The following is a 26,344-nucleotide window of genomic DNA, read 5'->3' as shown; positions in this document are numbered from 1 at the left end:
TGATGGGCGTAGGCTGCGGCCATGAGCGACTCGAACGGGCCGAGAGCCCTCCGCGCGCGTATCCGTGTCTGGCTGGTCGTCTTCGTCGTCTGCCTGGTGCTGAGCGGGATCACCGCCTTCCCGCTCGTCACCGAACTCCGCCTCCTCGACTCCACGTTGACCTCCTGGGCCGCGCCGGTCGCCGAGCTCTTCCCGGAGCTCGCCGAGTGGATCGCCAAGGTCCGCGGCGGGCTCGAGGAGGCCGACGCCACCGCCCCGTACCTGCTGTACGGCACCGACTGGCTGGCCTTCGCCCACCTCGTCATCGCCGTCGCCTTCTACGGCGTGTACCGCGACCCCGTCCGCAACATCTGGGTCGTCGAGTTCGCGATGATCGCCTGCGTCGGCATCGTCCCGCTCGCCCTGATCTGCGGGCCGATCCGCGACATCCCCTTCTGGTGGTCGGTGATCGACATGTCCTTCGGGGTGTTCGGGATCGTCCCGCTGCTCGTCCTGCGACGGATGATCAAGCGCCTGGAGCTGCAGACCGGTCCGGCGCCCCGAACGTCGCCAGCATGAGGTTCAGCGCCACCTTGTTCATGTCCTGCCCCTTCGCGTCCGTGGCGTTGACGCTGTAGACCAGCGTGCGCGAGCCGTCGCGGGTCGAGGCGATCGCCGCGTTGTAGCCCCAGCGGCCACCGGTCTTGCCCCACACCTCGCGCCCGCCCAGCTTCTTCATCGACAGCCCGACGGCGTACGCGGCGGGCGCGCCGGACCTGAAGTCCGGCGCGTCCGGCAGCGTGAACATCTCCTCCAGGAGCGGGCCGCGCACCACCTGGCCTGCGAACAGCGCCCGCGTGAAGCGCTCCAGGTCCGCGGTCGTGGAGACGATGTCCCCCGCCGCCCAGCCGTCCGTCGAGTTCCACACCGACACGTCCCGCAGCCCGGTCGTGCCGTCGGCCCGCTTCATGGTCTGGTAGCCGTGGTTGTGCGGGCCGACGATGCGCGGGCTGGTTCCGGGGGAGTACGTGTCGCGCAGGCCGAGCGGGCGCAGGACGCGGGCGGCCACCTGGTGCTCGTACGAGTCGCCGGTCACCTTCTCGATCAGCAGCCCCGTGACCGTGTAGCCGATGTTCAGGTAGTGCTGCCGGGTGCCGGGCGCGAACTCCGGGCGCTTCGCCGTTGCCGAGCGGACCATGTCCTCCGGGTCGTGCACGACGAAGCGGTTCTCGTACCACTCCTCGACCGTCGTGCCCGGGAAGTCCGGGGCCGGGATGCCGTGCGTGTGGTTCAGCAACTGGCGCACGGTCACCCGGTCGTACGCCGCCGGGATCAGGTCCGGCAGGTAGGAGCGGGCGGTCCGGTCCAGGTCGAGCCGGCCCTCGGCGGCCAGCTGGAGGGCGACCGCCGCCGTGAAGACCTTGGTCACCGAGCCCGCCCGGAAGCGGGCGCCCGGGTCGGCCGGGCGGTTCGTCCGCAGGTCGTGGACGCCCGCCGTGCCGTGCCAGACCCCCTCGGAGCCGCCGACCCGGGCGAGTGCGGCCGTCGCGTCGGTGGACGGGAGCCCGGCGATCGCCGCGTCCAGAGCGGCGGTCGAAGAGGAAGCGGAAACAGGCGAGGTCGTGGAGCCGGTGGACGATGCCGTGCCGGCGGTCGCGGGGACGACCGAGGGGCCCGCCGCGACGCCGAGCACGAGCGCGGCGGCGAGCAGGGTCCGGGTGGTGCCGTTCATGGTCAACTCCTGGGTGGGAAACCGTCGTTGTCGTGATCCCATCCTGCTGACCTGCGGCTTCGTCCGGATCGCCCGCTCCGGCGATCTTCCGTCGGCCGGTCCCTCCCCTACGCGGGGGAGACCGCCGTGCCCGCGCCTCCCCCGGCCGGGGGAGTGCCCGGCGTGACGAGGCCCGTCTCGTACGCGCAGATCACCGCCTGGATCCGGTCCCGCAGCCCCAGCTTCGCCAGCACGTTCCCGACGTGCGTCTTCACGGTGTGCTCGCTGACCACCAGCTCCGCCGCGATCTCCGCGTTCGACAGGCCCCGCGCGAGCAGCAGCAGCGTCTCCCGCTCCCGCCCGGTGAGCGCGTCGAGCCGCGGATCGGTGCGCGCCGGGCCGCCCGCCGTGTACCGCTCCACCAGCCGGCGCGCCACGGACGGAGCGAGCAGCGAGTCGCCCGCCGCCACCACCCGTACCGCGTGCACCAGGTCGTCCCGCCGTACGTCCTTCAGCAGGAAGCCGCTGGCGCCCGCGTGCAGCGCCTCGAAGACGTACTCGTCCGCGTCGAAGGTCGTCAGCATCACCGTCCGGCAGCCGCCGTGCGCGGCGATCGCCCGGCACGCCTCGATGCCGTCCATGCGCGGCATCCGGATGTCGAGCAGCGCCACGTCCGGGGCGTGCTCGCGCACCGCCTCGACCGCCTCCGCCCCGTCGGCGGCCTCGGCGACCACCTCGATGTCCGGCTGCGCGTCCAGGATCATCGCGAAGCCGCTGCGCACCAGCTCCTGGTCGTCCGCCACCATCACGCGGATCGTCAACTCCGTACCTCCGCAACAGAATCCAGCGGGATCTCGACCCGCACCTCGAAGCCCCGGCCGCCCGGGCCCGGACCGGTGACGGCCGTGCCGCCGTGGGCCGCCGCCCGCTCCCGCAGCCCGATCAGCCCGTGCCCGCCGGACGGCCCCCGCACTCCGCGCGGCCCCCGCCCGTCGTCGGTCACCGTCACTGTCAGGAGGCCCGCCGCACGGCCGAGCCGGACGGCGGTGGTGCGGGCGGCGGCGTGCTTCACCACGTTCGTCAGCGCCTCCTGCACGATCCGGTGCACCGTCGCGCCCAGCGCGGGCGGCAGCGGTCCCGGCCCGCCCGCGGTGTCGTACGTGACGTCCAGACCGCCGGCCCGGACCCGGGCGAGCAGCTCCGGAATCGCGTCCAGGCCCGGCTGCGGCTCCCGGGGCGCCGGGCCGTCCTCCTCCCGCAGCACGCCCAGCATCCGGCGCAGCTGCGCCATCGCGTCCCGGCCGGTCTCCGAGATCGCGTCGAACGCCGCCTCCGCCTTCTCCGGCGCCGCGCGCACCGCGAGCGGCCCGGCCTCCGCCTGCACGATCATCAGGCTCACGGCGTGCGACAGGATGTCGTGCATCTCCCGGGCGATCCTCGCCCGTTCACGCGCCGCCGCCCGTTCCGCCTCGACCAGGGTGGCTCGCTGCCGGGCGTCGGTGAGCCGGCCGAAGACGTACGCGGCGGCGAACACGAAGAGCGAGAAGGTCAGTTCGCGGGCCGACTGCGTGTTGAGCCACACCGACGCCGGCACCGCCACGATCAGCAGCAGGGCCGCCGCGAGCCGGGTCCGGGGAGGGGAGAGCGAGGCGATCGTGTAGACGATGACCAGGCCGGTGTACGGCAGCGGCTGCCCCGGCCCCTCCACGGCCAGCTTGTACAGGGCGCTGGTCGCCAGGATCGCCAGGAGCACGGTGAACGGCGCCCGCCGGCGCCAGACCAGCGGCAGCACGGTCAGCGTCGTCAGCCCGTAGGCGGGCCAGGTCGCCGGCTCCACCTCGGGCGGGCGGGGCACCACGAACGGCATCGTCATCGCGGCCTGGACGAGGAGCGTGAGCCCGATGTCCACGGCCCACGGATTGACCTCGCCCAGCAGCCGGGCCCGCTGCCACCAGTTCCGCACGCCCCCGTACCCCCTCGCGGCTCGCGTCCCTCTGCTGCCTACGCCTCGCGCCTGCGCAGTTCCGCGGCGAGCACGTCGACACGGTTGGTGGTGATCGAGTCCACCCCGTGGTCGATCAGCTTACGCATCGTGCGCCGGGTGTCCGCGGTCCAGGCGGAGAGCAGCAGCCCGTCCCGGTGCACCCGCTCCGCGAGCGCCCGACTCGCCAGCCCGAAGCGGTAGTTGAGGAACCGCGGCTTCACCGCGTCGAGCAGCACGGGACGTGGCGGGGCGAGCGAGGTCCAGGTCAGCGCGATCTCCGCGGCCGGGTCCGCGGCCCGGACCTGGAGCATCGCGACGCCGCCGGCGCAGTACGAGACCCGGTCGCCCGCCCCGAACTCGTGGACGGTGCCGACGATCTCGCGGACCGACGCCTCGTCGCCGCCCGGCAGGTCGATCATCAGCGGGTGCGTTCCGGCCGCCTCCAGCGCCTCGTCCAGAGTGGGGACCCCTTCGCCGGTGAGCCCCCGCAGCTCGTCGTACGCGAGCCCGGACAGCGGCCGGTCGTGGCCCCAGAGCCGCTTCAGCGTGTCGTCGTGCAGGAGGACGGGGACTCCGTCGCGGGTGAGCCGGACGTCGATCTCGACGACGTCCGCCCCCCGCTCGACCGCCGAGGCGATCGAGGGGAGCGTGTTCTCGCGGACGCGGTACGGGTCACCGCGGTGGGCTACGACTCTGACGTTGCGCATGCCCCCATTCTCACGGCTGTCAGTGCGCCAGCCACTTGTCCGTGTAGGCGTCGATCTCGCCGGCCAGCCGGGCTTTGCCGGCCTCGTCGAGGAAGGAGGCCTCGACCGCGTTCTTCGCGAGCGCGGCCACGCCGCGCTCGTCGAGGCCGAGCAGCCGGGCGGCGACCGCGTACTCGTTCTCGAGATCGGTGCCGAACATCGGCGGGTCGTCGCTGTTGACGGTCACCAGCACACCGGCGTCCACCATCTGCCGGATCGGATGCTCCTCCAGCGTGGCAACGGCCCGGGTCGCGATGTTGGACGTCGGGCAGACCTCCAGCGCGATCCGGTTCGCGGCGAGGTGCGCGAGCAGCTCCGGGTCCTGCACCGAACTGGTGCCGTGGCCGATGCGCTCCGCGCCCAGCTCGTTCAGCGCGTCCCAGACGGTCTGCGGGCCGGTCGTCTCGCCGGCGTGCGGGACGGAGTGCAGGCCGGCCGCGCGCGCCTGGTCGAAGTACGGCTTGAACTGCGGGCGGGGCACGCCGATCTCCGGGCCGCCGAGCCCGAAGGAGACCAGGCCCTCGGGGCGCAGCCCGTCGGTGACGGCGAGTCGCGCGGTCTCGGCGGCGGCCTCCAGGCCGGCCTCGCCCGGGATGTCGAAGCACCAGCGCAGGACGACGCCCAGCTCGGTCTCGGCGGCCCGGCGGGCGTCCTCGATGGCCTCCATGAACGCCCGCTCGTCGATGCCGCGGCGGGTCGAACTGAAGGGCGTGATGGTGAGTTCGGCGTACCGGATGTTCTGCCGGGCCATGTCACGGGCGACCTCGAAGGTCAGCAGCCGGACGTCCTCGGGGGTGCGGACCAGGTCCACGACCGACAGGTACACCTCGATGAAGTGCGCGAAGTCGGTGAAGGTGAAGTAGTCGGCGAGCGCCTCGGGGTCCGTCGGGACCTTGGAGTCCGGGTGCCGGGCGGCCAGCTCGGAGACGATCCGCGGGGACGCGGACCCGACGTGGTGGACGTGGAGTTCGGCCTTGGGCAGGCCCGCGATGAAGGGATGCAGGTCGGTCATCACGTCATCGTAGGCCGGGCGGGCTTCGTGTCCGACGGACGTCGTAGCATGGCCGGACCACGATGGGGGAGGACCATGACGGACAGCAGCGGACAGCCGCAGGACGGCCAGGGCGGGTACGACCCCGCCGACCCGTGGGCCCCGCCGGAGCGGGTGGAGCTGGGCAAATCCGCCGGGCAGCCGCCGACGCCGACGCCGCCGCCCGTGCACGACCAGCCGACGATGGCGGCCGTGCCGCCCGCCGACGTGCCCCCGCCCCCGGTCGCGCCGACCGGCCCGGGCTACGGCTACCCCACCGCCCCGGCCCCGCCCGCCGGGCAGTACGGCTACCCCGGCTACCCGGGCTACGGCGGCTACGGCCAGGGAGGCTGGCCGCAGGCCCCGTCGAACGGCATGGGCACGGCGGCCATGGTGCTCGGCATCCTCGCGCTCACCATCGGCTGGTGCTACGGCGTGCCCGCTCTGGTGCTCGGCGTGCTCGCCCTGATCTTCGGCATCCTGGGCCGCAAGCGCGTCCAGCGGGGCGAGGCGAACAACGGCGGCCAGGCGCTGGCCGGCATCATCATGGGCTCGATCGGCATCGTCATCGGCGTGATCTTCATCGCCCTGTTCGCCTACATCATCGCGAACGCCGACAAGTTCGACGAGGACAGCGACTACGACGACGACCCGTTCCAGACCACCCTGGTCGTCCCCGGCCGCTCGTAGCCGCTCGTCACCGCCCGGCCCGGGCTCACCCCTCCCGCAGCCGCGCCCGGGCCTCCATCAGCGCGAAGCCGAGCAGATTCAGGCCGCGCCAGCGCGCCGGGTCCGCGGCGCGGTCGTCGTCCGCGGCCAGGCCGATGCCCCAGACCCGGTCCAGCGGGCTGGCCTCGACCAGGACCCGGCCGCCCGTGCCCAGCAGGAACGCGCGCAGCGCGTCGTCCGAGCCGAACTTGTGCACGCTGCCGGCCACCACGATCCCGAAGCGCTCCCGCTCCCAGACGGCGTCGTCGAAGCCGCGCACCAGTCGCCCGGCCTTCTTCGCCTGCGCCGGGCTGTTCGCCTCCAGCGCCGCCCGCTCCGCCTCCGCGTCGCCGAACAGGCGCGCCTTCTCGGCCATCATCCAGTGCTCGGCGGTCGCATAGCGTATTCCCGCGACCTCGAAAGGCGACGGCCACCACTGGCTCAGACAACTCGCCGAGAGCTGTCCGTCCGGCCTCGGGCGGTGCCCCCAGAAGTGCAGGAACTTGACCCTCTCACCCCGTCTGACCTGCTGCGTCAGTTCCTCGATCGTTCCCATGCACGCGAGTGTGGCAGCTGCCACGGACAATGCGTACGGAGATTTTCCGGCAGCCTCGACACATGGTCGACCGATTCCGTCGCGTAATCAAAAGGCAACAACGGAATCACTTGTTGGCCCTGGATCCCTCTGTCAGGATCGGCACTCAATTCGAGCTGGGACAACGGAGAGCGTCATGGGCAACCGCTTCCAGGCGACGGACCGCTTCGCGGACGGCGCGCAGTACATCGGCGGGCGGCTGCAGCCCGGCACATCGGGGAAGAAGCACAGCGTGGTCGACCCGGCGACCGGCGAGAGCGTCTACACGTACGAGCTCGCCTCCACCGCCGACGTGGACGCCGCCGTCGCCGCCGCCAAGGACGCGTTCCCCGGCTGGGCCGGCGCCACGCCCGGCGAGCGCTCGGACGCGCTGCACCGCTTCGCGGGCGTCCTCGCCGAGCAGGCCGAGGACCTCGCGCGGGCCGAGTCCCTGCAGTGCGGCAAGCCGATCCGGCTGTCCACCGAGTTCGACGTGCCGGGTACCGTCGACAACACCGCCTTCTTCGCGGGCGCGGCCCGCCACCTCCAGGGCCAGTCCGCCGGCGAGTACAGCGGCGACCACACCTCGTACGTACGGCGCGAGCCGATCGGCGTGGTCGGTTCCATCGCCCCCTGGAACTACCCGCTCCAGATGGCCGCCTGGAAGATCCTCCCGGCGATCGCGGCCGGCAACACGATCGTCCTCAAGCCCGCCGAGCTCACCCCGCTGACCTCGCTGATGTTCGCCGAGGCCGCCACCGCCGCCGGCATCCCGGACGGTGTCGTCAACATCGTCACCGGCGCCGGCCGGGACGCGGGCGAGCACCTCGTCGGCCACGGCGACGTCGCCATGACCTCCTTCACCGGCTCCACGCCGGTCGGCAAGCGGGTCGCCGAGATCGCCACCGCCACGGTCAAGCGGCTGCACCTCGAACTCGGCGGCAAGGCCCCGTTCGTCGTCTTCGACGACGCCGACGTCGAGGCCGCCGCGCACGGTGCCGTCGCCGCCTCCCTCATCAACAGCGGCCAGGACTGCACGGCGGCCACCCGTGCCTACGTCCAGCGCCCGCTGTACCGCGCCTTCGTCGAGCGAGTCGCGGAGCTGATGGAGACCGTCCGGCTCGGCGACCCGTTCGACCCGGCCACCGACATGGGCCCGCTGATCAGCCACGCCCAGCGCGACCGCGTCGCCGGCTTCGTCGAGCGCGCCCGGGGCTACGCCACCGTCGTCACCGGCGGCGAAGTCCCTGGTGGCGATCTGGAGAAGGGCGCGTACTATCGCCCCACCCTGATCACCGACGCGGCGCAGGACAGCGAGGTCGTGCAGTCGGAGATCTTCGGCCCGGTGCTCGTCGTACTGCCCTTCGACGGCGACGACGAGGGCATCCGGCTCGCCAACGACACCCCCTACGGTCTCGCCGCCTCCGCGTGGAGCCGCGACGTGTACCGGGCGAACCGGGCCACCCGCGAGATCAAGGCGGGCTGCGTCTGGGTCAACGACCACATCCCGATCATCAGCGAGATGCCGCACGGCGGCTACAAGGCATCCGGCTTCGGAAAGGACATGTCCGCCTACTCCTTCGAGGAGTACACGCAGGTCAAGCACGTGATGTTCGACAACACGGCGGTCGCCGCGAAGGACTGGCACCGCACGATCTTCGGGGACCGACCGTAACGATATGCGGCTACCGCCGCGTGGACCTCGCCGCCCGACCAGCGGCCCATCACCATCCCGAAAGGGCACAGCGCATGGAGCAGTACGAGCCCGAAAGCCTCTCCGCCGCGCAGATAGCGGCGATGCGACGCAGTCTGACGAGCGGCCGGGGCGCGCTCACCCGCCGTTCGATGCTGCGCGCCTCGGGCATCGGCGCGCTCACCGTCGGCGGCCTCGGGGCCCTGACCGCCTGCGGCATCCCGCCCGCCAAGCGGGAGGGCCAGGGGCCGGCGTCCACGGACTTCTCGGTGAAGGAGAAGCAGCTCAACTTCTCCAACTGGACCGAGTACATGGACGTCAGTGAGGACGAGAAGCACCGACCGACGCTGGAGGCGTTCACCCAGCGGACCGGGATCAAGGTCAAGTACACCGAGGACATCAACGACAACGTCGAGTTCTTCGGCAAGATCAAGCCCCAGCTCGCGGCCGGCCAGGACACCGGCCGCGACCTGATCATCGTCACCGACTGGCTGGCCGCCCGTATCGTCCGGCTCGGCTGGGCGCAGAAGCTCGACGCGGCCAACATGCCGCACGCGTTCGCCAACCTGGCCCCGCAGTTCCGCAGCCCCGACTGGGACCCGGGCCGCACCTACTCGTACCCGTGGACCGGCATTCCCACGGTCATCGCGTACAACATCAAGGCCACCGGCGGCCGCAAGGTCGAGTCCTTCGGCCAGCTGCTCGACGACCCGGCGCTCAAGGGCCGGGTCGGTCTCCTCACCGAGATGCGTGACACGGTCGGTCACGCCCTGCTCGACATGGGCAAGGACCCGGGCAAGTTCACCGACGACGACTTCGACGCCGCGATCGCGCGGGTGCAGAAGGCCGTCGACAAGAAGCAGATCCGCCGCTTCACCGGCAACGACTACACCGCGGACCTCAGCAAGGGCGACATCGCCGCGTGTCTCGCCTGGGCCGGTGACCTCATCCAGCTCCAGGTCGACAACCCGGACATCCGCTTCGCGATCCCGAAGACCGGCTACATCACGTCCTCCGACAACATGCTGGTCCCGGCCAAGGCGCGGCACAAGACGAACGCCGAGCGGCTCATCGACTACTACTACGAGCCCAAGGTCGCCGCCGAGCTCGCCGCCTACATCAACTACGTCTGCCCGGTCGACGGCGTGCGCGAGGAACTCGCGAAGATCGACCCCGCCCTTGCGGCCAACACCCTGATCCTCCCGGACAAGGAAATGGCGTCCAAGGCCCACGCCTTCCGCTCGCTGACCAGCAAGGAAGAGACGGCGTACGAGGAGAAGTTCGCCAAGCTCATCGGCGCCTGAGCCGGCCCCGTGTCCGCTGTCCTGCCCCTCAAGACCCTGGGATCGCACCCATGACTGACAAGAACACCGGCGGCGACGTCCGTCTCTCCGGGATCAGCAAGTCCTACGGCTCCTTCCACGCCGTCAAGCCGCTGGACCTGACCGTGCCGCAGGGCTCCTTCTTCGCCCTGCTCGGCGCGTCCGGCTGCGGCAAGACGACCACGCTGCGGATGATCGCCGGCCTGGAGGAGCCCACCACCGGCACCGTCTTCCTCGGCGACAAGGACGTCACCGACCTCCCGCCGTACAAGCGCCCGGTCAACACGGTCTTCCAGTCCTACGCGCTCTTCCCGCACATGGACATCTTCGAGAACATCGCCTTCGGTCTGCGCCGGCGCGGCATCAAGTCCGTGAAGAAGCAGGTCGACGAGATGATCGAGCTGGTCCAGCTCGGCGAGCACGCCCGCAAGAAGCCGCACCAGCTCTCCGGCGGCCAGCAGCAGCGCGTCGCCGTCGCCCGCGCCCTGATCAACCACCCGCAGGTGCTGCTCCTCGACGAGCCGCTCGGCGCCCTCGACCTCAAGCTGCGCCGCCAGATGCAGCTGGAGCTCAAGCGGATCCAGACCGAGGTCGGCATCACCTTCGTCCACGTCACCCACGACCAGGAGGAGGCCATGACCATGGCCGACCAGGTCGCGGTGATGAACGGCGGCCGGGTCGAGCAGCTCGGCGCGCCCGCCGACCTGTACGAGAACCCGCGCACCACCTTCGTCGCCAACTTCCTCGGCACCTCGAACCTCATCGAGGCCGAGGTCGTCGAGACCGGCGGCTCGGACGTCCTTGTCACCGCCGGCGGCGGCAAGCTCCGCGTGCCCGGCGACCGCTGTACCGACGCGGTCCGCACGGGCGGCAAGGTGCTGGTGGGCGTGCGCCCGGAGAAGATATCGCTCGCGCACGCCGACGACGCGGGCTCGATCGGCGACGGCCGCAACCGGGTCACCGGACGGATCGTCGACTCGTCCTTCATCGGCGTCTCCACCCAGTACGTGATCAACAGCCCGGCCGGCGCCGAACTCCAGGTCTACGAGCAGAACATCGAGCGCGACACCCGCCTGGTGCCCGGCGCCCAGGTCGTCCTGCACTGGAACCCGGCCCACACCTTCGGCCTCGACGCCGCCCAGGACATCGACGCGGGTGTCGAGACGGTGGAGGACGCCTCATGACCGCTTCCACCCTGACCAAGGAGGAGGCGGCGCCGCCGGCGGCGGAGCCCGTCCTGCGCAAGCCCTCCCGCCGCAAGCGGCTCGTCCCGTACTGGCTGCTGCTGCCCGGCATCGTCTGGCTGCTCGTCTTCTTCGTGCTGCCGATGGTGTACCAGGCGTCCACCTCCGTGCAGACCGGCTCGCTGGAGCAGGGCTTCCAGGTCACCTGGCACTTCCAGACCTACTGGGACGCCTTCCAGGAGTACTGGCCGCAGTTCGTCCGGTCCCTGCTGTACGCGGGCACCGCCACGATCCTGTGCCTGCTCTTCGGCTACCCGCTCGCGTACCTCATCGCCTTCAAGGCGGGCCGCTGGCGCAACCTGATCCTCGTCCTCGTCATCGCGCCGTTCTTCACCAGCTTCCTGATCCGGACGCTGGCCTGGAAGACGATCCTCGCGGACGACAGCCTCGTGGTGACCGCGCTCAACACCCTGCACGTCCTGGACGTGACCAGCTGGATCGGCTGGACCGAGGGCGACCGGGTGCTCGCCACGCCCATGGCGGTGGTCTGCGGTCTGACGTACAACTTCCTGCCGTTCATGATCCTGCCGCTCTACACCTCGCTGGAGCGGATCGACGGCCGGCTGCACGAGGCCGCGCAGGACCTGTACGCGTCGCCCGCCACCACCTTCCGGAAGGTGACGTTCCCGCTGTCGATGCCGGGCGTCGTCTCCGGCACCCTGCTCACCTTCATCCCGGCGAGCGGCGACTACGTCAACGCGGAACTGCTCGGCTCGACGGACACCCGCATGATCGGCAACGTCATCCAGTCGCAGTACCTGCGCATCCTCGACTACCCGACCGCCGCGGCGCTGTCGTTCATCCTCATGGCGATCGTGCTGGTCATGGTCACCGTCTACATCCGCCGGGCGGGAACGGAGGACCTGGTCTGATGCGTTGGATCCGTCGGAACCTCGTCGTGATCGCGGGCCTGCTGACGCTCGCGTACCTGATCCTGCCGAACGTCGTCGTGACGGTGTTCTCCTTCAACAACCCGACCGGGCGGTTCAACTACGCCTGGCAGGAGTTCTCCCTGGAGGCGTGGCAGGACCCCTGCGGAGTGGCCGACATGTGCGGCTCGCTCTCGCTCTCCCTCCAGATCGCCTTCTGGGCGACCGTCGGCGCCACCGTGCTCGGCACGATGATCGCCTTCGCGTTGGTCCGCTACCGGTTCCGGGCGCGCGGCGCGGTCAACTCGCTCATCTTCCTGCCTATGGCCATGCCGGAGATCGTGATGGCGGCCTCGCTGCTCGCGCTCTTCCTCAACATGGGCATCGAGCTGGGCTTCTGGACGATCCTGATCGCCCACATCATGTTCTGCCTCAGCTTCGTCGTCGCCGCCGTCAAGGCCCGTGTCCTGTCCATGGACCCGCGCCTGGAGGAGGCCGCCCGCGACCTCTATGCCGGCCCGGTGCAGACCTTCGTCCGGGTGACGCTGCCGATCGCGGCGCCGGGCATCGCGTCCGGAGCGCTGCTGTCCTTCGCGCTCTCCTTCGACGACTTCATCATCACCAACTTCAACTCGGGCAACACCGTCACCTTCCCCATGTTCGTCTGGGGCTCGGCACAGCGCGGCACGCCCGTCCAGATCAACGTCATCGGCACGGCCATGTTCATCATTGCCGTACTGGTGGTCGTCGCCGGACAGATCGTCACGAACCGGCGGAAGAAAACCGCGACAACCTGAACGACCTGAGCAACACCTGAAGGAGTTGGAAACCATGGCCCCAGCCGCCATGCGTCTCGCTGCACAATCTCTCTCCGACGCCCAGCCCGTCCCCTTCTGGCTGGAAGACCCCGGCAAGCCCGGAGCCCTGCCCGCCCTCACCGACACCGAGCGCTGCGATCTGCTCGTCGTCGGCGGCGGATACAGCGGACTGTGGACCGCGCTCCTCGCCAAGGAGCGCGACCCCTCCCGGGATGTCGTCCTGATCGAGGGCAACGAGGTGGGCTGGGCCGCCTCGGGCCGCAACGGAGGCTTCTGCGCCGCCTCCCTCACCCACGGCTTCGGCAACGGGCTCGCCCGCTGGCCGGACGAGCTGGGCACGCTGGAGAAGCTCGGCGAGCGCAACCTCGACGCCATCGAGGAGGCGGTCGCCCGCTACGACCTGGACTGCGAGTTCGAGCGGACCGGCGAGATCGACGTCGCCACCGAGCCGTACCAGGTCGAGGAACTCCACGAGTGGTACGAGGAGGCGGACCGGCTCGGCCTCGCCGACGGGCTGGAACTCCTCGACCAGGACGCGGTCCGCGCCGAGGTCGCCTCGCCTACCTTCCTCGGCGGCATGTGGGACCGGCGCGGCGTTGCCATGCTCCACCCGGCCAAGCTGGCCTGGGGCCTGAAGCGGGCCTGCACGGCCGCCGGCGTACGCATCTACGAGAACACCCGCGCCCTGGAGCTGGTCTCCGTCGGCACGGGCATGGGCGTGAAGACCCCGTACGGCAAGATCGTCGCCCGCCGGGTCGCGCTCGGCACCAACGTCTTCCCCTCGCTGGTCAAGCGGGTGCGGAGCTACGTCGTGCCGGTGTACGACTACGCGCTGATGACCGAGCCGCTGAGCGCGGAGCAGCTGGCCTCGATCGGCTGGAAGAACCGGCAGGGCCTCGGCGACAGCGCCAACCAGTTCCACTACTTCCGGATCACCGCGGACAACCGCATCCTGTGGGGCGGCTACGACGCGATCTACCGCTTCGGCGGCCGGGTCAGCGCCGAGATGGACCACCGCCCGGAGACGTACCTCAAGCTCGCCGAGCACTTCTTCCGCTGCTTCCCGCAGCTGGAGGGGCTGCGGTTCAGCCACGCCTGGGGCGGCGCGATCGACACCTGCTCGCGCTTCTCGGCCTTCTTCGGCACGGCGTACCAGGGCAAGGTCGCGTACGCGGCCGGGTTCACCGGCCTCGGCGTCGGCGCGACCCGCTTCGGCGCGGACGTCATGCTCGACCTGCTGGCGGGCGAGCGGACCGAGCGGACGGAGCTGGAGATGGTCCGCTCCAAGCCGCTGCCCTTCCCGCCCGAGCCGCTGGCCTGGGCCGGGATCGGGATCACCAAGTGGTCGCTGGCCCGGGCGGACGAGAACGGCGGCCGGCGGAACCTGTGGCTGAAGGCGATGGACCGGGTGGGCCTGGGCTTCGACAGCTAGACCGCCCTTCCGAGGCCTATGCGCCCGGTGTGCGCCCCCGCGCACGCCGGGCGTTCCCGTTTCGCCGCGGATCACCACCGATTTCTTTCCCCGACCCGCGTCATGATCGAGGCCGACCCCCCTCTCCTCCCGTGTGGGCAACGTGTCCGCACACGGAAGGAGACCGTTCGCCATGACTGCTTCGGGGGCCAAGGCCGCAGTGGAGTGGCTCGTCTCGGTGGCGCCGGATCCCGACGCGTGCCGGTGGGAGTGGGAGCGCAACCCGCTCGGGGTGGCGCTGCTGCCCGCCGGCCGGCGCTGGGACGTGCTGATCCTGCCGGGGGAGCTCGGCTATCCCACGTTCGACGTACTGACCCGGCTGGTGGACCGGCCGGGCCCGGTCCTCGCCGACTTCGGCGACGCCCGGATGGGCTTCTTCGTACCGCCCGGCACGGTCGCCCGCTGGGTCGGCACGGGGGTGCGCGGCGCCGGCGGCGGCACCTGGATCGTCGTCCCCTACCCGGGGAAGGTCACCGGGGGCGTGCGCTGGCTGATCCCGCCGGACGGCTCGGGAACCCTCACCGACGCCTCACTGCTCGAACTCGCGATGCACGAGGCGGCGGGGCGGCTGGCGCGGGAGGCCCCGCAAGAGGGGGACTGAAGAACCTCCGGGCGGTCCATTCCGCAGTTGATTCGCCGTCGAGGCGAATCGGTGTGCGCACGAACGGGCGATGATCGCCAGTTCTGATCTTCTGCCTCCGAAGGGGCACAGGTCACATACGGTCGTGGACGTGCAGCTTCGCTACGCCTTCCGTATTGACCCCAGCCCAGGTCAGCGCATCGCACTGGGCCGGGCGTTCGGGTGCGCGCGGGTGGTGTGGAACGACTGCCTCGCAGCCCGGCAGGACGCACATGCCGCGGGTTTGCCCTACCCGAAGTCGGCTCACCTGTCGCGCCGGTTCATCACCGAGGCCAAGCAAACTCCCGAGCGGGCATGGCTCGGGCAGGTGTCGGCGGTCGTACTGCAGCAGTCTCTGCGGGACCTGGACATGGCGTTCGCGCAGTTCTTCGCCAGCCTCAAGGGAACCCGCAAAGGACCGAGAGTCGGGGAGCCGCGGTTCTCGTCGAAGCGCGACGGTCGGCAAGCGGTCCGATTCACTGCGAACGCGAAGTGGTCGATTTCGGCAAACGGGAAGTTGAATCTTCCGAAGATCGGCCCCGTCCGGGTTCGATGGTCCCGATCACTGCCGTCCGTGCCGTCCACCGTGACGGTGATCAAGGACTCGTCTGGCCGGTACTGGGCTAGTTTCGTCGTCGAGACCGATACCGCCCTTGACCTCCTGCCCGAACTCGGCAGCGACCAAGGGGTCGACTTGGGGCTGACTCATTTCGCCGTCATGGCGGATGGCTCAAGGGTCACCTCACCCAGGATTCTCCGCAGGGCGGAGAAGAAGCTCATGAAGGAACAGCGCCGTCTTTCCCGCAAGACCAAGGGGTCGAACAACCGGAACAAGCAGCGGACGAAGGTAGCCAAGGCGCACGCCAAGGTTGCCGACGCGCGTCGAGACTTCCATCACAAGCTCTCCACCAAGCTGATCCGCGATAACCAAGCCGTCAGTGTGGAGACCCTGAACGTGAGGGGCCTCGCCCGGGGCCGTCTGGCCAAGTCGGTGCACGACGCGGGATGGTCCGCGTTCCTGAGCATGCTGGAGTACAAGGCGGTTAAGCACGGCCGTACGCTCACCAAGGTCGACCGCACCTATCCCTCCTCGCAGATCTGCTCCGCCTGCGGGCATCGTGACGGTCCGAAACCCCTACACATCCGTGCGTGGACGTGCAGCCGGTGCGGCACCCGACACGACCGCGACTGGAACGCGGGCCAGAACATCAAGCGGGAAGGCCGCCGCATACGAGCGGCCACACAGACGGCACCATCCACCCCCGGGCCGGGGGCCTCACGCCGGCGACGGTGCGAGTAAACGCCTGCGGAGCGCATGTAAGACCTGGGCTTGCCCGGGCAACGCGTGCAACCCCCGTCAATGTCGGGGAGGAACCAGGAACCCACCCGAAGCCTCGCCGATCAGTGGCGTGAGGCAGGCGGAATCACTCGCTGGAGGCGGGTGAGGAGGCCAACACTGGCCCCTGGACGAACTCCCACTCCAGGTACCCCATCAATCGGCACTGTCTTGACGCATGCGGGTGGCGCAGACGGCGAGGATGAGCACGCCTAGGCAGAGGCTGGCCGCCACATCGAGCGGCCAATGGTACCCGCGCAGGACCAGCCCGGTGCCCGTCGCCAGGGTCAGTACCCAGGCGGCGGGCATCGCCCATCGCGTGCCGAGGAGCATTGCCGCGCCGAAGTAGGCGACCACCGCCGTCGCCGTGTGTCCGGACGGGTAGTAGCCCTCGGCCCAGGGTTCGAGGGGGCCGGGGCGGGCCGTCCACTCCTTCAGCGGGATCACGAGCAGCGGCACGGCGGCCATGGCCAGCCCTGTGTACAGGGCCGCGAGGCGGTGGCCGCGCCGGAACGCGTACGCCATCGCGCAGCCGAGCACCGGCAGAGCGACCGTCATGTTGCCGAGGTCCGCGCCGAGTTCGGACAGACCGCGCGGCACGGAGTCCACCAGGGCGCGCGAGACGCGGACGTCGAGGCGGGCCAGTGGGCCGTCGACGAGGACCTGCCAGGTGACGAGGGTCAGGACCAGGATCGCCCAGAAGACGGCCGACCGCCCCGGAGCAGGGGGGGTTGCTCCGGGGCGGTCGTCAGGACCGGGCTGCCGCGCGCCCCGGGGGGTGTGGGGCGGGCGACCGTCCGATCGGTGAGGAGTTCCGGAGCCGGTGGCTCCAGCGGTGTGCGCGAGGGCACGGTCAGGACGAGGCTGGGGAGGCTCCGCCCTGCTGCCCACAGTCCCCTGCGGGCGGGGTGTTTCTCTCATCTGCAGAAACCGTACGGCAGAGGCCGGGGGACCGACAGCCGGATTCCCATCCCGCCATCGGCCCCCCACAACCTCTTCACACGGAGCGTCAGATCCGGGCGAACGCGGACTCGATGACGTCGAGACCCTCGTTCAGCAGGTCGTCGCCGATGACCAGCGGCGGCAGGAAACGGAGCACGTTGCCGTAGGTGCCACAGGTGAGGACGAGCACGCCCTCGGCGTGGCAGGCCTTCGCCAGCGCGCCGGCGGCCTCCGGGTTCGGCTCCTTGGTCGCCGGGTCCTTGACCAGCTCGATCGCGATCATGGCGCCGCGGCCGCGGATGTCGCCGATGATCTCGAACTTCTCCTGCATCGCGGACAGGCGCGACTTCATGATCGACTCGATGTTCTTCGCCGCGGCGTTGAGGTCGAGCTCCTTCATGGTCTCGATGGCGCCGAGCGCACCGGCGCAGGCCACCGGGTTGCCGCCGTAGGTGCCGCCCAGGCCGCCGCCGTGGACGGAGTCCATGATCTCGGCGCGGCCGGTCACGGCCGCCAGCGGCAGACCGCCGGCGATGCCCTTGGCGGTGGTGATCAGGTCCGGGACGATGCCCTCGTCCTCGCAGGCGAACCACTGGCCGGTGCGGCAGAAGCCGGACTGGATCTCGTCCGCGACGAAGACGATGCCGTTGTCGTTGGCGAACTTCACGATCGCCGGCAGGAAGCCCTTGGCCGGCTCGATGAAGCCACCCTCGCCGAGGACCGGCTCGATGACGATCGCGGCGACGTTCTCGGCGCCGATCTGCTTGGTGATGTTGTCGATCGCCTGGGCGGCGGCCTCGGGGCCGCAGTTCTCGGCACCGGTGGGCCAGCGGTAGCCGTAGGCGACCGGCACGCGGTAGACCTCGGGGGCGAACGGGCCGAAGCCCTGCTTGTACGGCATGTTCTTCGCCGTCATGCCCATGGTGAGGTTCGTACGGCCGTGGTAGCCGTGGTCGAAGACGACGACGGCCTGGCGCTTGGTGTACGAGCGGGCGATCTTGACCGCGTTCTCGACGGCCTCGGCGCCGGAGTTGAACAGCGCGGACTTCTTCGCGTGGTCGCCCGGGGTCAGCTCGGCGAGCGCCTCGCAGACCTCGACATAGCCCTCGTACGGCGTGACCATGAAACAGGTGTGGGTGAAGTCGGCGAGCTGCGCGGCTGCGCGGCGCACGACGGCCTCGGCGGAGGCGCCGACCGTGGTCACGGCGATGCCGGAGCCGAAGTCGATCAGACGGTTGCCGTCGACGTCCTCGATGACGCCGCCGCCGGCCTTGGCCGTGAAGACGGGGAGCACGGAGCCCACGCCACCGGCCACGGTGTCGAGGCGGCGGGCCTGAAGCTCCTGCGACTTCGGACCGGGGATGGCGGTGACGACGCGCCGCTCCTGCGGGACAGCGTTCATGCGGGGCTCCTGGGGGTTTTCTGGACGCACTGTGTGGGTTTCTTCCGCAGGCTAGGCGGGCGGGCGGGGGGCGGGCATGCGCCGATCGGGAGTGTTGGGGGTCGCGCCGTTGTCCGCGGCGGACATAACGCGGTGCGCGGGCCCGGCCGCCCCCATTGTGCGGCGCGGGCCGCGGCCGGGCCGTGAGACGCGTCCGCAGAACGCTGAACCTCCCCTGCCGGGGCACTAGATTGACGCTCGGACAGATGCGATGCGGGTGCGGCCTGGCTGGTCAGGGGGCAGGGGTTCATGGAGACCGACGGAACGTACGAGGCACGTCACGCGCGCGACGCGCGCGACGAAGCGCCCCCGCGCGTGGGGGACGGCGCGTCGCCGAGCGCGGGCGCCGAGCCGCCGGCCGTCCCTCCGGTCCCGGCGGACGAGCCCCCGGCAGCCCGACGGCTCCCCGGGGACGAGCCCCTGGCGGCCCCACCGCTCCCGGCCCAGGCGCCGCCGGCCGCCGGTCAGGCGCCGCAGGCGCCCGGCGAGGCGTTGCCACCGGAGTCCGCCCACGGCCTTCCGCGGACTCCGGCCCAGGCCTCCGCTCAGGCGCTCACCGAGCCGCCGGCTCAGGCTCGCGGTCAGGCATCGGCTCAAGCCTCCGGCCAGGCGTGGGCCGGGGCTCGCGGCGAGGAACCGGTTCAGGCACCCGGCCAGGCGCCGGCCCCAGTCCCTCCGGTCCCGGTCCAGGCGCCGGCCGCAGTCCCTCCGGTCCCGGTCCAGGCCCCGCCGGCGCCCGCTCAGGCCCCGGCGCTCGCCCCTGCCCCGCCCGCCGCCGCGGTGCCCGCGGCCCCTGCGCCGTCCGCGGCCCCGGCGGCTCCGAAAGCCCCGCCCGCCGCCACGCCCGCGGCCCCGCCCGCACCGAAAGCCCCGCCCTCCCTCGCCCCCGGCGCGTCCGCGTCCGCCTCCGCCTCCGCGTCCGCCCCCGCCCCCGTCGTCGAGTGGCTCGATGCGCCGCGGCCCGAGGCCGGGCCCGGGATCTGGCGGTTCCGGCATGTGCCGGCGCGGGCGCCGGAGCCCGCGCGGCTCGCGCCGATCACCGTCGCCGGGCTGCTGATCCCGCTGGCCGTCGGCCTGATCCTGTGGTCGGCGTGGCGGCGCGGCACCGTCCCGTACCTGTGGATCCCGCTCCAGACCCTCACCCCGCAGGACTGGTGGCACCCGGGCACCACCTCGCCCCGCGACTGGCACGGCGCCGAGGCCCATGTCGTCTACAGCGGCGTCGTCTTCCTCGCCATCGTGTACACGGTCGGCAAGCTCGGCTCCTGGGGCCGGGTGATCCACCACTACCTCGACCGCTTCGGGCCCGGCACCCGCGCCGCGCTCGCCGCGGCCGGAGCCCTCGCGGCGCTCGTGTTCGTCTGGCCCACCGCCTTCGGCGTCGGCTGGGACCCGCTGCCGATCGCCCAGCCCGTGCTCTCCCTGGTCGTCCTGGCGGGCGGCGGATACGGCGTGCTCACCTCACCGTTCCTCGTCTACCCCCTGTACGCGGTGATCACCGCCGCCGTCGTCTGGCCCTTCGCCCGCGTCGGCGGCTGGCCGGCGCTCGTCCGGCAGTGGCGCGCCCGGTCCGTGCGCCCCGCCGTTCCCACCGCCGCGGCCCCGTCCGCGCCCGCCTCCCAGTGGCCGGACCTGCGCGCCGCCGGCGAGCGGCCCGCGGCCGACCGGCTCACCTCCGAGGTGCGCGCCGGGCGCATGAACGACGTGGACTGCGCCCGCGTGCGCCGCGCCTGGCGGCAGGCCCGCCGGGACGCCCGCCGCCGGGCGGCCTTCGTCGACACCGTGCTCGGCACCGGCGCCGGGACGGCCCTGCACCCCTCCGGCGCCCGCGACCTGCCGAGCCGCGCGTCCGAGCACGACCTGCTCGTCGGCCAGGTCCGCATCGGCCGGTACGCGGCCGCCGAGCGCACCCCGTACGCCTACCGGGGCGCCGGCGTGGCGCTCGACCCCGGGCTGCTCGCCACCTCGCTCCTCGCGGTGGGCCCGTCCGGCGCCGGCAAGACCCGCTCCCTGACCGCGCCCGTCGTCGAGTCGCTCACCCTCCAGGCGCTGACCGGCGCCTGCGCCGTCGTCGCCGTCGGCGCGCCGGGCGCCTCCGCGGGACCCGAGGACGCGTACGACGTCGTGATCCGGCTCGGCGACCCGGGCTCCCGGTACGACCTCGACCTGTACGCCGGCGCCACCGACGCCGACGAGGCGGCCGCGATCCTCGCCGAGGGGCTGGTCGGCGACGTCGAGGGCGTCGAGACCCGGCGCGCCGCCACCGCGCTGGCCCAGCTGATCGGCCCCTACCGGGAGGCGCACGGCGCCTTCCCGTCCGTCCCGGCCCTGCGCGAGCTGCTCGAGGCGCGCCCCGAGACGCTCCAGACCCTGATGGACCTGCTGCCGGCGGACGGCGCCTCGGGCATGCGCCGCGAGCTGGAGTCCCGGATCCGGCAGGTCGGCGCCGCCGCCGACGTGGGTCCGGCGCTCGCTGACCGGCTGGCGTCGCTCGACCGTCCGGCGTTCTCCGAGTTCTTCGGCGCGGGCCGGGAGACGCGGCCGTTCTCCCTCCGGTCCGTCGCCCAGCACCCGCTGCGGGTCCGCGTCACCCTGCCGGGAGGCGCGTACGAGGAGACCTCTCGCCTGCTGGCGCGGCTGCTGCTCGCCCAGTTCCAGACGGTCGCCCGCGCGGACACCGGCCGCCGGCACTTCGTCTGCCTCGTCCTCGACGACGCGGCGGGCGCGCTCACCCCCGGGACGGTGCGCGCCCTCCAGCGGCTGCGGCCGCAGAACGCGGGTGTCGTGCTCGCGCTGCGGACGCTCGGGGAGGTGCCGGAGGCGCTGCACGGGCAGCTCCTCGCCGCGGTCGGCTGCCGGATGGCGCTCGCCGGCGTCACCACCTGGGACGGCCGCGCCTTCGCCGAGGCGTGGGGCACCGAACGGGTGGAGACCACCGAGGTCGCCCAGCACACCGTCTTCGCCGACCAGCCGATGACCCGCGCCCTGCACGCGCTGCGGAAGCGGATCACCGGCAAGGCGGTCACCACCGACGCGGTGACGGTGCGCGAGGTCGAGAGGGAGCGCTGGTCGGCGTCCGAGCTGGCGCACGAGGTGCCCGCCGGACACGCGGTGCTGTCCGTGACACACGTACGCGGCGAGAACACGCCACCGCTCCTCGTCGACCTGCGCGGCTGACCGCGTCCTCGTGGACCGGCCGGCCGGCCGCCGCGCGGGTCCGCGAGAGCGGGCGCGGGGACCCGTGTGCCCTGGCACAATCGGGAGGCGCCGATCCCCGGACCGGCGCCTTTCCGCTGCCCCGGCAGTCCTCTGCTCAAAGGTCCGACGGTCCATGCCGCCCACCCTCGCGTCGCTCGTCCAGCACTCCGCCCTGAAACTCACCGTCCGCGCAGGTGAGGACCGGCTCGCCACGCCGGTGCGCTGGGCCCACGTCAGCGAGCTCGCCGACCCCGTCCCGTACATGGAGGGCGGCGAGCTGCTGCTCACCACCGCGCTGACCCTGGACGCGGAGGACCCGGAGGCGACCCGGCGGTACGTCCGGCGGCTGGTCGGAGCGGGCGTGGTCGGGCTCGGGTTCGCGATCGGCGTCAACTACGAGGACATCCCCGAGGCGCTGGTCGACGCGGCGCGCGAGGAGGGGCTGCCGCTCCTGGAGGTGCCGCGCCGGACGCCGTTCCTGGCGATCAGCAAGGCCGTCTCGGCGGCGATCGCGGCCGACCAGTACCGGGCGGTGACGGCTGGCTTCGAGGCGCAGCGCGAGATGACCCGCGCGGCGCTCGCGGAAGGGCCGGACGCGGTCGTGGCCCGGCTCGCCGCGCACGTCGACGGATGGGCGGCGCTGTACGACACGTCCGGCGCCGTGCTCGCGGTGTCGCCCGAGTGGGCGGCCCGGCGGGCCGCCCGGCTGACCGCGGACGTGGAGCGGCTCCGCGAGCGGCCCGCGCCGGCGAGCGCGGTCGTCGGCGGCACGGAGGACCGGGTGGAGCTGCAGTCGCTCGGGACCGGGCGGCGGGTCCGGGGCGCGCTGGCGGTGGGCACGGGCGCGCCGCTCGGGACGGCCGAGCGGTACGCGGTGCACTCGGCGATCGCGCTGCTGACCCTGACCACGGAGCGCTCGCGCTCGCTCCAGGCGGCCGAGCAGCGGCTGGGCGCGGCGGTGCTGCGGATGCTGCTGTCCGGCCAGCCGGACCACGCGCGGGCGGTGGCCGGCGACCTGTACGGCGGGCTGCTCGACGCGCCGTTCCGGCTGCTGATCGCCGAGCCGGTGGGCCCGGCGGGGGAGCGGGACGCGGAACCGCCGCTGCCGGTGCTGGCCGAGGCGCTGGAGTCGGCGGCGGCCCGGTCGGGCGAGACGGTGCTCGTCGTGCCGGAGAACGAGGACCGGCTGGTGGTCCTGGCGGGCGACGGCGGGGCGGTGGTCGAGGCGTGCGACGGGTACGCGGAGCGTGAGGCGGAGGACGCCGGGGTGGTCGTCGGCCTGTCCGCGCCGACCGGTCCGATCGCCGCGAACGCGGCGTACAAGCAGGCCGAGCAGTCGCTGTCGGTGGCGCGGCGGCGCGGCCGGGCCCTGGTCGAGCACGAGGAGCTGGCGGCGGGCTCGGTGCTGCCGCTGCTCGCGGACGACGCGGTACGGGCCTTCGCCGACGGCATGCTCCGCGCGCTGCGCGAGCACGACGCGACGGGCCGCGGCGACCTCGTGGCCTCCCTCCGCGCCTGGCTCTCCCGCCACGGCCAGTGGGACGCGGCCGCGGCCGACCTCGGCGTCCACCGCCACACCCTGCGCTACCGCATGCGCCGCGTCGAGGAGATCCTCGGCCGCTCCCTCGACGACCCCGACGTCCGCATGGAACTCTGGCTAGCCCTCAAGGCCACGGGCACGGACACAGACCCGTCCTGACCCCGGTCGCCGCGCGCGTCAGCGCGTCGGCCCGACCGGGGCGAGCGGCACTCCCGCGCTGCACGCAGGCCCGACCCGGGCGCGGGCGAGACGATGCCACCGCCGACCGTCGCGGCCTCCGGCCCGCGCCGGCCCGAGCGGAACAGGCTCGCCCCTCCCGCGCCGCAGCCGCGACTTGCGCGCCTCTGCCGCACCTCCGCACCCCCTCCGGACGACGAGAAGACGTGCCGGAATTGCGCGTCTTCTGCCCGAAGTCGGGCAAAATTCTTGGCCCTTCCGCGTCGAAGTCCCTAATCTCCTGCTCATGACAAGCCCTGCCGTCGATCCGGCCTCCGAGGTCCAGCCCCTGCCTTCACCCACCGACGCCGTCCCCCGTCGCATCACCGGTGCCATCTGGGCGGCGCTCGGGATCGTGTATGTCGTGTGGGGGTCGACGTACCTCGGGATTCGGGTGGTCGTCGAGACGATGCCGCCGTTCCTGTCCGCGGGAGGGCGGTTCGTCACCGCGGGGCTGCTGCTCGCGGCGATCATCGCCTGGCGGCAGGGGCCCGCGGCGCTGAAGGTGGACCGGCGGCAGCTCGCCTCCGCCGCGATTGTCGGCGTGCTCCTCCTCCTCGGCGGCAACGGGCTCATCGTCCTCGCCGAGACCTCCGTGCCCTCCGGCCTCGCCGCGCTCCTCGTCGCCGTCGTCCCCGCCTGGGTCGTCCTCATCAAGGCGTCCTTCGGCGAGCGGCCCACCCTCGGCGGCGTGGCCGGCGTTCTGCTCGGCCTCGTCGGGCTCGCCGTCCTGACCCTGCCGGGCCTGACCGGCGCCGTCCGCATCGGCGGCGTCCTGCTGGTCGTCCTCGCCACCCTGCTCTGGTCCGTGGGCTCGTTCTCGTCCTCCCGGATCCCGATGCCCAAGAACCCGTTCACCGCCAGCGCGTACGAGATGATCGCCGGCGGCCTCGCCTGCGCCGCGCTCGGCCTGATCCGCGGCGAGCAGCACGGTCTCGACCTCGGCGAGGTCTCCACCCGCTCCTGGGTCGCCTGGGCCTACCTCGTCGTCTTCGGCTCGATCATCGCCTTCACCGCGTACGCCTGGCTGCTCCAGACCGCCCCGCTCTCCCTCGTCGCCACGTACGCGTACGTCAACCCGGTCGTCGCCGTCCTGCTCGGTGCGGTCGTGCTCGGCGAGGCGCTGACCCTGCCCATCGTGATCGGCGGCGCGATCGTCGTCCTCGGGGTCGGCCTCATCGTGTCCACGGAGCGGCGCTCCTGACCTGCCGCTTCGGCCAAAGCGGACAGCACCCCCGCGCCACCACTCCATCCCGGACAAACGCTCATCCGGCCGCCCGGCCCTAACGTGAAGCCAAGACAAGCGCGAGCACCACTCCGCGACGACCGCACACGAAAGGGCCGGGCACGCAAATGACTGCCACCCACGCCTTCTGGCTCGCCGGCCGCGAGGCCACCGGCGAGACGACCTTCGACGTCACGTCCTCCTGGGACGGCCGTCTCGTCGGCAAGGTCAGCGTGCCCACCGAGGCCCAGGTCGAGGAGGCCGTCGCCGCGGCCCACGCCGTCGTGGACGAGTTCGCCGCCACGCCGGCCCACGTCCGCGCCGCCGCCCTCGACCACGTCGCGAAGCGTCTCGCCGAGCGCACCGAGGAGATCGCCCAGCTGATCTCCGCCGAGAACGGCAAGCCCATCAAGTGGGCCCGCGGCGAGGTCGGCCGTGCCGTCTCCGTGTTCCGCTGGGCCGCCGAGGAGGCCCGCCGCTTCAACAGCGGCGAGGCCCAGCGCCTGGACACCGACGCCGGCGGCGTCGGCCGGCTCGCCCTCACCCGCCGCATCCCCAAGGGCGTCGTGCTCGGCATCGCGCCGTTCAACTTCCCGCTCAACCTGAGCGCCCACAAGGTCGCCCCGGCCATCGCCGTCGGTGCCCCGATCATCCTCAAGCCGGCCCCGGCCACCCCGATCTCCTCCCTCGTCCTGGGCGAGATCCTGGCCGAGACCGACCTGCCGGCCGGTTCCTGGTCCGTCCTGACCGTGCCGAACGACCGGATGCCCGCCCTCGTCCAGGACGAGCGCCTCCCGGTCATCTCCTTCACCGGCTCCGACAAGGTCGGCTACGCCATCCAGGAGTCCGTGCCGCACAAGCACTGCACCCTGGAGCTCGGCGGCAACGCCGCCGCCGTCGTCCTCGGCGACTGGGCCTCCGAGGCCGACCTGGACTGGGCGGCGACCCGCATCGCCACCTTCTCCAACTACCAGGGCGGCCAGTCCTGCATCTCCGTGCAGCGCGTGATCGCCGACGCCGCCGTGTACGACCGGCTGCTGCCGAAGATCGTCGCCGCCGTCGAGGCGCAGGTCACCGGCGACCCGACGGACGACGCCACCGACGTCGGCCCGCTGGTCGACGAGAACGCCGCCAAGCGCGTCGAGTCCTGGGTCGACGAGGCCGTCGCGGCCGGCGCCAAGCTGCTCGCCGGCGGCAAGCGCGAGGGCGCCTCGTACGCCCCGACCGTCCTCACCGAGCTGCCCGCCGACGTCACCCTGGCCCGCGCCGAGGTCTTCGGCCCGGTGCTGACCGTCGCCAAGGTGGACGGCGAGGCCGAGGCGTTCGCCGCGGTCAACGACTCGGACTTCGGCCTCCAGGCCGGCGTCTTCACCCACGACCTGCAGACCGCCTTCCGCGCCCACCGCGCCCTGGAGGTCGGCGGCGTGATCATCGGCGACGTCCCGTCCTACCGCGCCGACCAGATGCCGTACGGAGGCGCCAAGAAGTCCGGCGTCGGCCGCGAGGGCGTCAAGTACGCGATGGACGACTACACCTACGAGCGCGTCCTGGTCCTCACGGGCCTGGCGCTCTAGCAGCGCGGTACGGGCGTACGCCGACACGTACGCCCGTACGCACCGAGACCGACGGCCGGAGCCCACTGTGCGGGGGCTCCGGCCGTCCTCGTTTCCGCTCGGTC

The 26,344-nt window shown here is 72.2% G+C and carries 22 protein-coding genes; 14 read left to right on the top strand and 8 right to left on the bottom strand.

The features are described from left to right. The first annotated feature begins 21 nt into the window (after positions 1–21). On the top strand, positions 22–558 hold the full coding sequence (locus R2D22_RS10495) for a hypothetical protein (protein ID WP_318102828.1): 537 nt from the start codon (positions 22–24) through the stop codon (positions 556–558). Here the strand turns inward: R2D22_RS10495 and R2D22_RS10490 are convergent. From R2D22_RS10490 to R2D22_RS10470, 5 genes are all read right to left on the bottom strand, one after another. Beyond that, positions 506–1,711, bottom strand: coding sequence for a serine hydrolase domain-containing protein (locus R2D22_RS10490; protein WP_318102827.1), 1,206 nt, complete (start codon positions 1,709–1,711; stop codon positions 506–508). The genes R2D22_RS10495 and R2D22_RS10490 overlap by 53 nt on opposite strands. Before the next feature lie 107 nt (positions 1,712–1,818). After that, positions 1,819–2,511 carry a response regulator transcription factor gene (locus tag R2D22_RS10485; RefSeq protein ID WP_318102826.1) on the bottom strand — a complete coding sequence of 231 codons (693 nt, stop codon included), beginning with the start codon at positions 2,509–2,511 and terminating at the stop codon, positions 1,819–1,821. Continuing rightward, on the bottom strand, positions 2,508–3,653 hold the full coding sequence (locus R2D22_RS10480) for a sensor histidine kinase (protein ID WP_318102825.1): 1,146 nt from the start codon (positions 3,651–3,653) through the stop codon (positions 2,508–2,510). Before R2D22_RS10480 ends, R2D22_RS10485 begins: the two co-directional genes overlap by 4 nt. A 38-nt stretch (positions 3,654–3,691) precedes the next feature. After that, on the bottom strand, positions 3,692–4,381 hold the full coding sequence (locus tag R2D22_RS10475; protein ID WP_318102824.1) for a glycerophosphodiester phosphodiesterase: 690 nt from the start codon (positions 4,379–4,381) through the stop codon (positions 3,692–3,694). A 19-nt stretch (positions 4,382–4,400) separates the two neighbouring features. Beyond that, the gene (locus tag R2D22_RS10470; RefSeq protein WP_318102823.1) at positions 4,401–5,432 is read right to left on the bottom strand and encodes an adenosine deaminase; all 1,032 of its coding nucleotides are present in this window, start codon (positions 5,430–5,432) and stop codon (positions 4,401–4,403) included. Positions 5,433–5,507: 75 nt separating this feature from the next. Between R2D22_RS10470 and R2D22_RS10465 the strand changes: the two genes are divergently transcribed. Beyond that, positions 5,508–6,140, top strand: coding sequence for a DUF4190 domain-containing protein (locus R2D22_RS10465; RefSeq protein WP_318102822.1), 633 nt, complete (start codon positions 5,508–5,510; stop codon positions 6,138–6,140). A gap of 25 nt (positions 6,141–6,165) precedes the next feature. On the opposite strand, the gene R2D22_RS10460 is transcribed toward R2D22_RS10465, so the two are convergent. Then, positions 6,166–6,714 (bottom strand): NADAR family protein, encoded by a 549-nt coding sequence (locus R2D22_RS10460; protein WP_318102821.1) that lies wholly within the window; start codon positions 6,712–6,714, stop codon positions 6,166–6,168. A gap of 175 nt (positions 6,715–6,889) precedes the next feature. Between R2D22_RS10460 and R2D22_RS10455 the strand changes: the two genes are divergently transcribed. From R2D22_RS10455 to R2D22_RS10420, 8 genes are all read left to right on the top strand, one after another. Continuing rightward, on the top strand, positions 6,890–8,407 hold the full coding sequence (locus R2D22_RS10455; RefSeq protein WP_318102820.1) for a gamma-aminobutyraldehyde dehydrogenase: 1,518 nt from the start codon (positions 6,890–6,892) through the stop codon (positions 8,405–8,407). A 74-nt stretch (positions 8,408–8,481) separates the two neighbouring features. Beyond that, positions 8,482–9,729, top strand: a complete 1,248-nt coding sequence (locus tag R2D22_RS10450; RefSeq protein ID WP_318102819.1) for an ABC transporter substrate-binding protein — start codon at positions 8,482–8,484, stop codon at positions 9,727–9,729. 50 nt (positions 9,730–9,779) lie between these two features. Beyond that, entirely contained in the window at positions 9,780–10,931 is a 1,152-nt protein-coding gene (locus R2D22_RS10445; protein WP_318102818.1) for an ABC transporter ATP-binding protein, read from the top strand. Further along, positions 10,928–11,863 (top strand): ABC transporter permease, encoded by a 936-nt coding sequence (locus tag R2D22_RS10440; protein ID WP_318102817.1) that lies wholly within the window; start codon positions 10,928–10,930, stop codon positions 11,861–11,863. Before R2D22_RS10445 ends, R2D22_RS10440 begins: the two co-directional genes overlap by 4 nt. Further along, complete coding sequence (locus tag R2D22_RS10435; RefSeq protein WP_318102816.1) at positions 11,863–12,657, top strand: ABC transporter permease; 795 nt, start codon at positions 11,863–11,865, stop codon at positions 12,655–12,657. The genes R2D22_RS10440 and R2D22_RS10435 overlap by 1 nt, the downstream gene beginning before the upstream one ends. Before the next feature lie 34 nt (positions 12,658–12,691). Beyond that, positions 12,692–14,110: an NAD(P)/FAD-dependent oxidoreductase gene (locus tag R2D22_RS10430; RefSeq protein WP_318102815.1), complete on the top strand. Its 1,419-nt coding sequence runs from the start codon at positions 12,692–12,694 to the stop codon at positions 14,108–14,110. Positions 14,111–14,282: 172 nt separating this feature from the next. Then, positions 14,283–14,750 carry a hypothetical protein gene (locus R2D22_RS10425; protein WP_318102814.1) on the top strand — a complete coding sequence of 156 codons (468 nt, stop codon included), beginning with the start codon at positions 14,283–14,285 and terminating at the stop codon, positions 14,748–14,750. Positions 14,751–14,880: 130 nt separating this feature from the next. Beyond that, positions 14,881–16,068, top strand: a complete 1,188-nt coding sequence (locus R2D22_RS10420; protein ID WP_318102813.1) for an RNA-guided endonuclease InsQ/TnpB family protein — start codon at positions 14,881–14,883, stop codon at positions 16,066–16,068. 192 nt (positions 16,069–16,260) lie between these two features. On the opposite strand, the gene R2D22_RS10415 is transcribed toward R2D22_RS10420, so the two are convergent. Further along, on the bottom strand, positions 16,261–17,025 hold the full coding sequence (locus R2D22_RS10415) for a phosphatase PAP2 family protein (RefSeq protein WP_318102812.1): 765 nt from the start codon (positions 17,023–17,025) through the stop codon (positions 16,261–16,263). Positions 17,026–17,113: 88 nt separating this feature from the next. Beyond that, complete coding sequence (gene gabT, locus R2D22_RS10410; RefSeq protein WP_318102811.1) at positions 17,114–18,448, bottom strand: 4-aminobutyrate--2-oxoglutarate transaminase; 1,335 nt, start codon at positions 18,446–18,448, stop codon at positions 17,114–17,116. 819 nt (positions 18,449–19,267) lie between these two features. Between gabT and R2D22_RS10405 the strand changes: the two genes are divergently transcribed. The 4 genes from R2D22_RS10405 to R2D22_RS10390 all read left to right on the top strand — a co-directional run bounded on the left by R2D22_RS10405 (position 19,268) and on the right by R2D22_RS10390 (position 26,240). Beyond that, complete coding sequence (locus tag R2D22_RS10405) at positions 19,268–21,664, top strand: type IV secretory system conjugative DNA transfer family protein (RefSeq protein WP_318102810.1); 2,397 nt, start codon at positions 19,268–19,270, stop codon at positions 21,662–21,664. Positions 21,665–21,818: 154 nt separating this feature from the next. After that, positions 21,819–23,384 (top strand): PucR family transcriptional regulator, encoded by a 1,566-nt coding sequence (locus R2D22_RS10400; protein WP_318102809.1) that lies wholly within the window; start codon positions 21,819–21,821, stop codon positions 23,382–23,384. A gap of 304 nt (positions 23,385–23,688) precedes the next feature. Further along, on the top strand, positions 23,689–24,645 hold the full coding sequence (locus tag R2D22_RS10395; RefSeq protein ID WP_318102808.1) for an EamA family transporter: 957 nt from the start codon (positions 23,689–23,691) through the stop codon (positions 24,643–24,645). Between the two features lie 149 nt (positions 24,646–24,794). Then, complete coding sequence (locus R2D22_RS10390) at positions 24,795–26,240, top strand: aldehyde dehydrogenase family protein (protein ID WP_318102807.1); 1,446 nt, start codon at positions 24,795–24,797, stop codon at positions 26,238–26,240. The last annotated feature ends 104 nt before the right edge of the window (positions 26,241–26,344 follow it).

This window comes from Streptomyces sp. HUAS YS2 (assembly GCF_033343995.1).
Classification (GTDB): domain Bacteria; phylum Actinomycetota; class Actinomycetes; order Streptomycetales; family Streptomycetaceae; genus Streptomyces; species Streptomyces solicathayae.
Note: the sequence above shows the minus strand (reverse complement) of the source record. Positions and strands in the feature narration are given on the sequence as shown.